Raw genomic sequence first — 12,607 nt, 5'->3', positions numbered from 1 at the left:
GCCTTCGGGCGCGCGGACCGGATTAGTGAGGACTGACCCAAACCTCTTTCCTGTGGGCCGCAAGCGGCCTTCAGGAAACGGGTTTTTATCCGTTTTGTACGAGACCGCCTGTTGCGGCGGTCACGTTTTGCAGGCAAGCCAGGCAGGGCAAGGAGCAACGATGGCCGAGACCCAAACGTTTAATGGTCGCAGGCGTGTACGCAAATTCTTCGGGAAGATCCCGGAAGTTGCGGAGATGCCGAACCTGATCGAGGTTCAGAAGGCATCCTATGACCAGTTCCTGATGGTCGAGGAGCCCCAGGGCGGGCGTCCGGACGAGGGACTGCAGGCAGTGTTCAAGTCGGTGTTTCCGATTTCGGATTTCGCCGGAACGGCAATGCTCGAATTCGTCAACTACGAGTTCGAGGAGCCGAAATTCGATGTCGACGAGTGCCGTCAGCGCGATCTGACCTTTGCCGCGCCGCTGAAGGTGACGCTGCGCCTGATCGTGTTCGATGTCGATGAAGACACCGGCGCCAAGTCGATCAAGGACATCAAGGAGCAGGACGTCTACATGGGCGACATGCCGCTCATGACGTCGAACGGCACCTTCATCGTCAACGGCACCGAGCGCGTGATCGTTTCCCAGATGCACCGTTCGCCGGGCGTCTTCTTCGATCACGACAAGGGCAAGTCCCACTCGTCCGGCAAGCTGCTCTTTGCCGCGCGCGTCATCCCCTATCGCGGCTCCTGGCTCGACATCGAGTTCGATTCGAAGGACATCGTGCACGCGCGCATCGACCGCCGCCGCAAGATCCCTGTGACCTCGCTCCTGATGGCGCTCGGCATGGATGCCGAGGAGATCCTGTCGACCTTCTACGACCAGCTCACCTATGTGCGTGACGGCGAAAGCTGGCGCGTGCCCTATTCGGTGGAGCGTTTCCGCGGCCTGAAGGCGACGACCGACCTGATCGACGCCGACAGCGGCGAAGTGGTCGTCGAGGCCGGCAAGAAGATCACCGCCCGTCAGGCCAAGCAACTGGCCGAGAAGGGCCTGAAGGCGATCCGCGCCACCGAGGACGACCTGCTCGGCAACTATCTGGCCGAGGACATCGTCAACTTCGAGACGGGCGAGATCTTCCTCGAGGCCGGTGACGAGATCGACGAGAAGACTCTCAAGGTGCTGCTCGACACGGGTGCCACGGAAGTGCACTTCCTCGACATCGACCATGTCAATGTCGGCGGCTACATCCGCAACACGCTCGTCGCCGACAAGAACGAGTCGCGCCAGGAAGCGCTGTTCGACATCTACCGCGTCATGCGTCCGGGCGAGCCGCCCACGCTCGAGACGGCCGAGGCGATGTTCCATTCGCTGTTCTTCGATGCAGAGCGTTACGACCTGTCGGCCGTCGGCCGCGTCAAGATGAACATGCGCCTGGAGCTCGACGCCGAAGACACGGTGCGCGTCCTGCGCAAGGAAGACATCGTCGCCGTGGTCAAGACGCTGGTCGAATTGCGCGACGGCAAGGGCGAGATCGACGACATCGACAATCTCGGCAACCGCCGCGTGCGTTCCGTCGGCGAATTGATGGAGAACCAGTACCGCGTCGGCCTGCTGCGCATGGAGCGCGCGATCAAGGAGCGCATGTCCTCGATCGAGATCGACACGGTGATGCCGCAGGATCTGATCAACGCCAAGCCGGCCGCCGCGGCCGTGCGCGAGTTCTTCGGCTCCTCGCAGCTCTCGCAGTTCATGGACCAGACCAACCCGCTGTCGGAGATCACCCACAAGCGCCGCCTGTCGGCGCTCGGACCGGGCGGTCTGACCCGCGAGCGTGCCGGCTTCGAGGTGCGCGACGTGCACCCGACGCATTACGGCCGCATCTGCCCGATCGAGACGCCGGAAGGCCCAAACATCGGTCTGATCAACAGCCTTGCGACCTTCGCCCGCGTCAACAAGTACGGCTTCATCGAGAGCCCGTACCGCAAGATCGTCGACGGCAAGGTGACGCAGGACGTGGTCTATCTGTCGGCCATGGAAGAGGCCAAGCACTACGTCGCCCAGGCCAATGCCGTGATCGACAAGGACGGCGGGTTTGCCGACGAGTTCGTCATCTGCCGCCACGCCGGCGAGGTGATGATGGCGCCGCGCGAGAATGTCGACCTGATGGACGTGTCGCCGAAGCAGCTCGTCTCCGTGGCTGCGGCGCTGATCCCGTTCCTCGAGAACGACGACGCCAACCGCGCTCTCATGGGCTCGAACATGCAGCGTCAGGCCGTGCCGCTGGTGCGCGCCGAGGCACCGTTCGTCGGCACCGGCATGGAGCCGGTGGTGGCGCGCGATTCCGGCGCCGCGATCGCTGCCCGCCGCACGGGTGTCGTCGACCAGGTGGACGCGACGCGTATCGTCATCCGCGCCACGGAGGATGTGGATGCCTCACAGTCGGGCGTCGATATCTACCGGCTGATGAAGTTCCAGCGTTCGAACCAGAACACCTGCATTAACCAGCGTCCGCTGGTGCGCGTCGGCGACATCATCAACAAGGGTGACATCATCGCCGACGGTCCGTCGACGGATCTTGGCGATCTGGCGCTCGGCCGCAACGTGCTCGTCGCTTTCATGCCGTGGAACGGCTACAATTACGAGGACTCGATCCTCCTGTCCGAACGCATCGTTCGCGACGACATCTTCACCTCGATCCACATCGAGGAGTTCGAGGTGATGGCGCGCGACACCAAGCTCGGGCCGGAAGAGATCACGCGCGACATTCCGAACGTTTCGGAAGAGGCGCTGAAGAACCTCGACGAGGCCGGCATCACCTATATCGGCGCCGAAGTGCAGCCGGGCGACATCCTGGTCGGCAAGATCACGCCGAAGGGCGAGAGCCCGATGACGCCGGAGGAAAAGCTCCTGCGCGCCATCTTCGGCGAGAAGGCGTCCGACGTCCGTGACACCTCCATGCGCATGCCCCCCGGCACCTACGGAACGGTCGTCGAGGTGCGCGTGTTCAACCGCCACGGCGTCGAGAAGGACGAGCGCGCCATGGCCATCGAGCGCGAGGAGATCGAGCGCCTGGCCAAGGACCGCGACGACGAGCAGTCGATCCTCGACCGCAACGTCTATGCGCGTCTGGCCGACATGCTCGACGGCAAGCAGGCGATTGCCGGGCCGAAGGGCTTCAAGAAGGGCACGGCACTTTCCGGCGACGTCCTTGCCGAATACCCGCGCTCGCAGTGGTGGCAGTTCGCCGTCGAGGACGAGAAGCAGCAGGAGGCCCTGGAGGCGCTGCGTGCCCAGTACGACGAGTCCAAGAAGGCGCTCGAGCAGCGCTTCATGGACAAGGTCGAGAAGGTGCAGCGCGGCGACGAGATGCCGCCTGGCGTGATGAAGATGGTGAAGGTCTTCGTCGCCGTGAAGCGCAAGATGCAGCCCGGCGACAAGATGGCCGGCCGTCACGGCAACAAGGGTGTCGTGTCGCGCATCGTGCCGGTCGAGGACATGCCGTTCCTCGAGGATGGCCAGCATGTGGACATCGTGCTCAACCCGCTCGGCGTGCCGAGCCGCATGAATGTCGGCCAGATCCTGGAGACGCATCTCGGCTGGGCCTGCGCGGGCATGGGCAGGCAGATCGGCGCGCTGATCGACGCCTACAAGGAGAGCGGCGACATCAAGCCGGTGCGCAGCTCCATCGAGGCGATCATTCCGGAGAATGACCGCAACGAGCCGGTGCGCCAGTACGACGACGAGAGCATCATCCGCCTCGGCGAGCAGATGCGGCGCGGCGTGTCCATCGCAACGCCGGTCTTCGACGGTGCGCATGAGGCCGACGTCAACACCATGCTCGCCCAGGCCGGCATGCAGACCAGCGGCCAGGTCACGCTCTTTGACGGACGCACGGGTGAGCCGTTCGACCGTCAGGTGACCGTCGGCTACATCTACATGCTGAAGCTGCACCACCTGGTGGACGACAAGATCCACGCCCGCTCCATCGGCCCGTACTCGCTGGTCACCCAGCAGCCGCTGGGCGGCAAGGCGCAGTTCGGCGGCCAGCGCTTCGGCGAGATGGAGGTCTGGGCGCTGGAAGCTTACGGCGCTGCCTACACGCTGCAGGAAATGCTGACCGTAAAGTCGGACGACGTGGCCGGCCGCACCAAGGTCTACGAGGCCATCGTGCGCGGCGACGACACGTTCGAGGCGGGCATTCCCGAGAGCTTCAACGTTCTCGTCAAGGAAATGCGCTCGCTCGGCCTCAATGTGGAGCTGGAAAACTCCCGCATCGAGGAAGCGCAGCAGGAGCAGCTTCCGGACGCGGCCGAATAGGCATTCCATGCGCCGCGGGCATCGACCCGCGGCGCATCGCCTCCCTGAAAGGGCGGCACAACGGCCAAGCATTTGAACCGATGGGACGAGCGGCGGCGAGTCTCAGCGAAGTTTGAAAAGGGACGACGCGTCCCGCAAAGGAGATCGGCATGAACCAAGAGGTCATGAATCTTTTCAACCCTCAGGCGCCGGCACAGACTTTCGATTCGATCCGGATTTCTCTCGCTAGTCCCGAGAAGATTTTGTCCTGGTCGTATGGCGAGATCAAAAAGCCCGAGACCATCAACTACCGCACCTTCAAGCCCGAGCGCGACGGGCTGTTCTGCGCGCGCATCTTCGGTCCCATCAAGGACTATGAGTGCCTGTGCGGTAAGTACAAGCGCATGAAGTACAAGGGCGTGATCTGCGAGAAGTGCGGCGTCGAGGTGACGCTGTCGCGTGTGCGCCGCGAGCGCATGGGCCACATCGAGCTCGCTGCGCCCGTCGCCCATATCTGGTTCCTGAAGTCGCTGCCCTCGCGCATCGGCACGCTGCTCGACATGACGCTGAAGGACATCGAGCGTGTCCTTTACTTCGAGAACTACATCGTCACCGAGCCGGGCCTGACGGCGCTGAAGGAGAACCAGCTCCTTTCCGAGGAGGAATACATCATCGCCGTCGACGAGTATGGCGAGGATTCCTTCACGGCCATGATCGGCGCCGAGGCCATCCATCATCTTCTGGAATCGATGGAGCTGGAGACGATCGCCGGCGATCTGCGCTCCGAGCTCGCCTCGACGACCTCGGAACTGAAGCAGAAGAAGCTTCTGAAGCGCCTCAAGGTGGTCGAGAACTTCATGGAATCCGGCAACCGGCCGGAATGGATGATCATGAAGATCGTTCCGGTCATCCCGCCGGACCTGCGCCCGCTGGTGCCGCTGGACGGCGGCCGCTTCGCGACGTCGGACCTGAACGACCTCTACCGCCGCGTCATCAACCGCAACAACCGTCTGAAGCGGCTGATCGAGCTGCGCGCGCCGGGCATCATCATCCGCAACGAGAAGCGCATGCTGCAGGAGGCCGTCGACGCGCTGTTCGACAACGGCCGCCGCGGCCGCGTCATCACCGGCGCCAACAAGCGTCCGCTGAAGTCGCTGTCCGACATGCTGAAGGGCAAGCAGGGTCGCTTCCGCCAGAACCTGCTCGGCAAGCGCGTCGACTATTCCGGCCGCTCGGTCATCGTGACCGGTCCGGAGCTCAAGCTGCACCAGTGCGGCCTGCCGAAGAAGATGGCGCTCGAGCTGTTCAAGCCGTTCATCTATGCGCGTCTCGACGCCAAGGGCTATTCCTCGACCGTTAAGCAGGCGAAGAAGCTGGTCGAGAAGGAGCGTCCTGAAGTCTGGGACATCCTCGACGAGGTGATCCGCGAGCATCCGGTTCTTCTGAACCGTGCTCCGACGCTGCACCGTCTCGGCATCCAGGCCTTCGAGCCGACCCTGATCGAAGGCAAGGCGATCCAGCTCCATCCGCTGGTCTGCACGGCCTTCAACGCCGACTTCGACGGTGACCAGATGGCCGTGCACGTGCCGCTTTCGCTGGAAGCCCAGCTCGAAGCGCGCGTGCTCATGATGTCGACCAACAACATCCTGCACCCGGCCTCCGGCGCGCCGATCATCGTGCCGTCGCAGGACATGGTTCTCGGACTCTACTACCTGTCCATCATGAACCAGAACGAGCCGGGCGAGGGGATGGTGTTCGCCGATATGGGCGAGCTGCACCATGCGCTGGAGACCAAGGTCGTCACGCTGCACACCAAGATCAAGGGCCGTTTCAAGACCGTCGATGCCGAGGGCAACCAGGTGTCGCAGATCTACGAGACGACGCCCGGCCGCATGATCGTCGGCGAGCTGCTGCCGAAGAACCACAACGTGCCGTTCGACATCTGCAATCAGGAGCTGACCAAGAAGAACATCTCCAAGATGATCGACACGGTCTACCGCCATTGCGGTCAGAAGGAGACGGTCATCTTCTGCGACCGCGTCATGCAGCTCGGCTTCGCCCATGCCTGCCGCGCCGGCATCTCCTTCGGCAAGGACGACATGTTGATCCCGGACACCAAGGAAAAGCTGGTGGCCGAGACCGAGGCGCTCGCCAAGGAATACGAGCAGCAGTATAACGACGGCCTGATCACCCAGGGTGAGAAGTACAACAAGGTGGTCGACGCCTGGGCCAAGTGCTCGGAGAAGGTCGCCGACGAGATGATGAAGCGCATCAAGGCGGTCGAGTTCGACGAGAGCGGCCGCCAGAAGCCGATGAACTCGGTCTACATGATGTCGCACTCCGGTGCCCGCGGCTCGCCGACGCAGATGCGTCAGCTTGCCGGCATGCGCGGCCTGATGGCCCGTCCGGACGGCTCCATCATCGAGACGCCGATCATCTCGAACTTCAAGGAAGGCCTGACGGTGATGGAGTACTTCAACTCCACGCACGGCGCCCGCAAGGGCCTGGCCGACACGGCCTTGAAGACGGCGAACTCGGGCTATCTTACCCGCCGCCTGGTGGATGTGGCGCAGGACTGCATCGTCACCGTGCCCGATTGCGGCACCGACAACGGCCTCACCATGCAGCCGATCGTCGATGCCGGTCAGGTGGTGGCGTCGATCGGCCAGCGCGTGCTGGGCCGCACCGCTCTCGACGACGTGGTGAACCCGGCGACCGACGAGGTGATCGTCGCGGCCGGCCGCCTGATCGACGAGCGCGACGTGGAAGCGATCGAGAAGGCGGGCATCCAGACCGTCCGCATCCGCTCGGCGCTCACCTGCGAAGTGCGCAGCGGCGTCTGTGCGGTCTGCTACGGCCGCGATCTGGCCCGCGGAACGCCGGTCAACATCGGCGAGGCGGTCGGCGTCATCGCCGCCCAGTCGATCGGCGAGCCGGGCACGCAGCTCACCATGCGTACCTTCCACATGGGCGGTACGGCGCAGGTGGTCGACCAGTCGTTCCTCGAGGCTTCCTTCGAGGGCACGGTGAAGATCCGCAACCGCAACGTGGTCCGCAACTCCGACGGTGACCTCGTGGTGATGGGCCGCAACATGGCCGTTCTCATCCATGACGAGAGCGGCGCCGAGCGTGCCTCGCACCGCGTGACCTACGGCTCGCGGCTGTTCGTCGACGAGGGCGACAAGGTGAAACGCGGCCAGCGCATCGCCGAGTGGGATCCCTACACCCGGCCGATGCTCACCGAGGTCGAGGGCACGGTAGCCTTCGAGGACCTGGTGGACGGCGTTTCGGTTCAGGAGACGGCGGACGAGTCGACCGGCATCACCAAGCGCGAGGTCATCGACTGGCGTTCGACGCCGCGCGGCACGGATCTGAAGCCGGCCCTGACGATCCTCGACGCCAAGGGCAAGGTTGGAAAGCTGGCCCGCGGCGGCGACGCCCGGTTCCTGCTTTCGGTGGAGACCGTGCTCTCCGTCGAGCCGGGCTCCAAGGTGAAACCGGGCGACGTGATCGCGCGTATCCCGACCGAGAGCGCCCGCACCAAGGACATCACGGGCGGTCTGCCGCGCGTGGCCGAACTGTTCGAGGCGCGGCGTCCGAAGGATCACGCCATCATCGCCGAGATCGACGGTACGGTCCGCTTCGGCCGCGACTACAAGAACAAGCGTCGCATCATCATCGAGCCGCACGACGCGACTCTGGAGCCCGCGGAATATCTCATTCCCAAGGGCAAGCCGTTCCATCTCCAGGACGGCGACCAGATCGAGAAGGGCGACTTCATCCTCGACGGCAATCCGGCGCCGCACGACATCCTGGCGATCAAGGGCGTGGAGGCTCTGGCCTCATACCTCGTCAACGAGATCCAGGAGGTCTACCGGTTGCAGGGCGTGTTGATCAACGACAAGCACATCGAGGTGATCGTTCGCCAGATGCTGCAGAAGATCGAGATCACCGCGCAGGGCGATTCGACCTACATCCCCGGCGATCACGTCGATTCGGTCGAGTTCGAGGAGGTCAACGAGCGTCTGGTGGAAGAGGGCAAGAAGCCGGCGGAAGGCCAGCCGGTGCTGCTCGGCATCACCAAGGCCTCGCTGCAGACGCCGTCCTTCATCTCCGCGGCCTCCTTCCAGGAGACCACGCGCGTGCTGACCGAGGCGGCCGTCGCCGGCAAGATCGACACGCTGCAGGGGCTGAAGGAGAACGTCATCGTCGGCCGCCTGATCCCGGCCGGCACGGGTGGCGCGATGAGCCAGATCCGGCGCATCGCCCGCTCGCGGGACGACCTGATCCTCGACGAGCGTCGCAAGACCTCGGGCGCCGAGATGGCCGATCCGATGATCGCCGACATGACGAGCGCCGCGGAGTAACCGCGCTCGTCGGGTGGAGTTTGAGCCGCCGGGGTCCGCCCCGGCGGTTTTTTTATGGGGTAGGGGGCGCGGCGATAACCTCGCACAGCACCCCTTCCTTCACTCCGGTTCGTCGAAGGTGACGATGGCGATCTCGCCTTCGCAGGCGCCCTGCCAGGCCGACAGGTGCGGCTCCTCGTCGGGCTCGCCTTCCATCTCGCCGATCTGGTCGAACTCGGCTTCGGCATAGCCTTCCTGGGCGAGGGCCTCGAGCGCCATGCGTACGGCGGTGTCGTCGTCGGGGGCCATCAGCATCACGTGAACGCCCTCGCTCTGCGATCCCTTGTCCCTCCAGATCCTGCCGGTGATGATCATGACGGGCTTGTCTGCGGATTCGCTCATGGTGCTTCCTGATTCTTGCTGTTTGGCAATCGCTCTCTATATATGTCGGCGGTTCTGACATGCCTTGTCAGCGAAGGACAGTAGGCGCCAGCCATTTTGCGTCGAAATGCGCCCGGTTCGGGCAAGAATCGATCGCAATCGGCGGCAGCGGAGCCCAGAGAGCCGGCAGCGCACGATAATTGCTCGTTCGGGGTTGACGCTTGGGCGGCATGCGAGTAATACCCGCTTCGTCCGAGCCGATGTGAGGCTTTCCTTTTCAGGGCGACGCGCCCCGAAGTTGGCCTCAAACAGGGTTCGTTTTTGCGAGCGACAGAATTTGCGGCGCATGAAGCGGCAACGCTTCCTCTGCTTTTTGTCCGGGCAACACCGCTATTGCGGTTTGCGGCCCGGATTTGTGCATGAGAACGCAAGCTGTTTCTCAAGGCGGCCCTCGGGCTTGAGACACGGAATTTGAAACAAGGGAAGGTTTGATGCCTACCGTCAACCAGTTGATCCGCAAGCCGCGCATTGCGCCGGTGAAGCGTAACAAGGTTCCGGCCATGCAGGCCAACCCGCAGAAGCGGGGTGTTTGTACGCGCGTTTACACCACGACGCCGAAGAAGCCGAACTCGGCCATGCGCAAGGTGGCCAAGATCCGCCTCGCCAACGGGTTCGAGGTCATCGGCTACATTCCGGGCGAAGGTCACAACCTTCAGGAGCACTCGGTGGTGATGATCCGTGGCGGCCGCGTGAAAGACCTTCCGGGTGTGCGCTACCACATCATTCGTGGCGTGCTCGACACCCAGGGTGTGAAGAACCGCAAGCAGCGTCGTTCGAAATACGGCGCAAAGCGTCCGAAGTAGGATTTTCCGGCTTCGGCGCTTTTGTTTTGAGCCGGGCCTCGAAGGTAAGAGACGAAGAACATGTCCCGACGCCACCGCGCAGAGAAGAGAGAGATCAACCCGGATCCGAAGTTCGGTGATCAGGTTGTCACGAAGTTCATGAACGCCATCATGCTCGACGGCAAGAAGTCTGCCGCCGAGCGGATCGTCTACGGCGCGTTCGACCAGGTTCATGACAAGACCAAGCAGGAGCCCGTGGGGGTCTTCCATCAGGCGCTCGACAATGTCGCGCCGCATGTGGAGGTCCGTTCCCGCCGCGTCGGCGGCGCCACCTACCAGGTGCCGGTCGACGTCCGCCCGGAGCGCCGCCAGGCTCTCGCCATCCGCTGGCTGATCGCCGCCGCCCGCAAGCGCAACGAGACGACGATGATCGATCGTCTGTCGGGCGAGCTGCTCGATGCGGCCAACAACCGCGGCACGGCGGTCAAGAAGCGCGAAGACACGCACAAGATGGCCGAAGCCAACCGCGCGTTCTCGCACTACCGCTGGTAGCCGAACGGATCGAAGAGGTACACGACGATGTCCCGCGAATATAAGATCGAAGACTACCGCAACTTCGGTATCATGGCTCATATCGACGCCGGCAAGACGACGACGACCGAGCGCATCCTGTTCTACACCGGCAAGTCGCACAAGATCGGCGAAGTCCATGACGGCGCCGCGACGATGGACTGGATGGAGCAGGAGCAGGAGCGTGGCATCACGATCACCTCTGCTGCGACCACCACCTTCTGGGAAGGTCGCGACGGTCAGAAGCGCCGCTTCAACATCATCGACACGCCCGGCCACGTCGACTTCACCATCGAGGTGGAGCGTTCGCTGCGCGTTCTCGATGGCGCCATCGCGCTGCTCGATGCCAATGCCGGCGTCGAGCCGCAGACGGAGACCGTGTGGCGCCAGGCGGACAAGTACCGCGTGCCGCGCATGATCTTCTGCAACAAGATGGACAAGATCGGCGCCGACTTCTACCGCTCGGCCGAGATGGTCAAGACGCGCCTCGGCGCGCAGGCCGTCGTCATGCAGCTGCCGATCGGTGCGGAAAGCGATTTTGCCGGCGTTATCGACCTGATCGAGATGAAGGCCCTGATCTGGCAGTCCGAGAACCTCGGCGCCGCCTGGGACGTGCTCGACATTCCGGCCGATATGCAGGCGAAGGCGGAAGAGTATCGCGAGAAGCTGATCGAGGCTGCGGTCGAGATGGACGAGGGCGCCATGGAGCGCTACCTCGAAGGCGAGATGCCGTCCAACGACGAGATCCGCGCCCTCATCCGCAAGGGCACGATCGCCGTGAAGTTCTTCCCGATGTTCTGCGGCTCGGCCTTCAAGAACAAGGGCGTTCAGCCGCTCCTCGACGGCGTGGTGGACTTCCTGCCTTCGCCGGTCGACGTGCCGGCCATCAAGGGCATCGACCCGAAGAACGAAGGCGAGGTTTCGCGCAAGTCTTCGGACGAAGAGCCGCTGTCGATGCTGGCCTTCAAGATCATGAACGACCCGTTCGTCGGCTCGCTCACCTTCTGCCGCATTTATTCGGGCGTGCTCAACAAGGGCGTTTCGCTGGCCAACACGGTGAAGGACAAGCGCGAGCGTATCGGCCGCATGCTGCAGATGCACTCGAATTCGCGTTCGGACCTCGAGGTCGCCTATGCAGGTGACATCGTGGCGCTCGCCGGTCTCAAGGAGACCACCACGGGCGACACGCTGTGCGATCCGCTGAAGCCGGTCATCCTGGAGCGCATGGAGTTCCCGGATCCGGTTATCCAGATCGCCATCGAGCCGAAGACGAAGGGCGACCAGGAAAAGATGGGCCTGGCCCTCAACCGTCTGGCTGCGGAGGACCCGTCCTTCCGCGTGAAGTCGGACGAGGAATCCGGCCAGACCATCATCGCCGGCATGGGCGAGCTTCACCTCGACATCATCGTCGACCGCATGAAGCGCGAGTTCAAGGTCGAGGCCAATGTGGGCGCCCCGCAGGTCGCCTATCGTGAGACGATCACGCGTCAGGCCGAGATCGACTACACGCACAAGAAGCAGTCCGGCGGTTCGGGCCAGTTCGCTCGCGTCAAGATCGTGTTCGAGCCGAACCCCGAGGGCGAGGATTTCCTCTTCGAATCGAAGATCGTCGGCGGCTCGGTTCCGAAGGAATACGTCCCCGGTGTCCAGAAGGGCATCGAGAGCGTTCTTTCGTCCGGCCCGGTGGCTGGCTTCCCGATGCTCGGCGTCAAGGCGACGCTGATCGACGGTGCCTACCACGATGTCGACTCCTCGGTGCTCGCCTTCGAAATCGCCGCTCGCGCGGCGTTCCGCGAAGGTGCCCAGAAGGCCGGTGCCCAGCTCCTCGAGCCGATCATGAAGGTCGAGGTGGTGACACCTGAGGATTATGTCGGCGACGTGATCGGCGACCTGAACTCGCGGCGCGGCCAGATCCAGGGCACGGAAGCCCGCGGCATCGCCACCGTGGTCAACGCCATGGTGCCGCTCGCCAACATGTTTAAATACGTGGACAGCCTGCGTTCGATGTCTCAGGGCCGCGCCCAGTACACGATGCAGTTCGACCACTACGAGCCGGTCCCCAGCGCGGTCGCGCAGGAGATCCAGAAGAAATACGCCTGATGCGCCGGCAGGACGTCCGCCATCGGACGTCCGGCGCGAATTGTCGGAATTGAGAGAGCCCGGACGGGCACAAGGAATGGAGAGCTCAC

6 protein-coding genes are annotated in these 12,607 nt (G+C 63.6%); 5 read left to right on the top strand and 1 reads right to left on the bottom strand.

What is annotated here, in order from left to right; genetic code table 11:
* The first annotated feature begins 160 nt into the window (after window positions 1-160).
* Together rpoB and rpoC are read left to right on the top strand one after the other, a co-directional pair.
* Complete coding sequence (rpoB, locus tag NUU27_RS23100; protein WP_257764654.1) at window positions 161-4,300, top strand: DNA-directed RNA polymerase subunit beta; 4,140 nt, start codon at window positions 161-163, stop codon at window positions 4,298-4,300.
* Window positions 4,301-4,449: 149 nt separating this feature from the next.
* The gene (gene rpoC, locus NUU27_RS23095) at window positions 4,450-8,646 is read left to right on the top strand and encodes a DNA-directed RNA polymerase subunit beta' (RefSeq protein WP_257764653.1); all 4,197 of its coding nucleotides are present in this window, start codon (window positions 4,450-4,452) and stop codon (window positions 8,644-8,646) included.
* A gap of 99 nt (window positions 8,647-8,745) precedes the next feature.
* Here rpoC and NUU27_RS23090 read toward each other — a convergent pair whose 3' ends face one another.
* Entirely contained in the window at window positions 8,746-9,027 is a 282-nt protein-coding gene (locus NUU27_RS23090) for a transcriptional regulator (protein WP_257764652.1), read from the bottom strand.
* Window positions 9,028-9,497: 470 nt separating this feature from the next.
* Between NUU27_RS23090 and rpsL the strand changes: the two genes are divergently transcribed.
* Genes rpsL through fusA form a run of 3 tightly spaced genes read left to right on the top strand, consistent with a single transcriptional unit; the run spans window position 9,498 to window position 12,518 of the window.
* Window positions 9,498-9,869 (top strand): 30S ribosomal protein S12, encoded by a 372-nt coding sequence (gene rpsL / locus NUU27_RS23085; RefSeq protein ID WP_007010616.1) that lies wholly within the window; start codon window positions 9,498-9,500, stop codon window positions 9,867-9,869.
* A 60-nt stretch (window positions 9,870-9,929) separates the two neighbouring features.
* Entirely contained in the window at window positions 9,930-10,400 is a 471-nt protein-coding gene (gene rpsG, locus NUU27_RS23080) for a 30S ribosomal protein S7 (protein ID WP_257764651.1), read from the top strand.
* A 27-nt stretch (window positions 10,401-10,427) separates the two neighbouring features.
* Window positions 10,428-12,518, top strand: coding sequence for an elongation factor G (gene fusA, locus NUU27_RS23075; RefSeq protein ID WP_257764650.1), 2,091 nt, complete (start codon window positions 10,428-10,430; stop codon window positions 12,516-12,518).
* Window positions 12,519-12,607: the final 89 nt, after the last annotated feature.

The organism is Nitratireductor sp. ZSWI3, assembly GCF_024655565.1.
Classification (GTDB): Bacteria; Pseudomonadota; Alphaproteobacteria; order Rhizobiales; family Rhizobiaceae; genus Nitratireductor.
The sequence above is the reverse complement of the archived record's forward strand: the minus strand, read 5'-3'. Positions and strand labels throughout refer to the sequence as shown.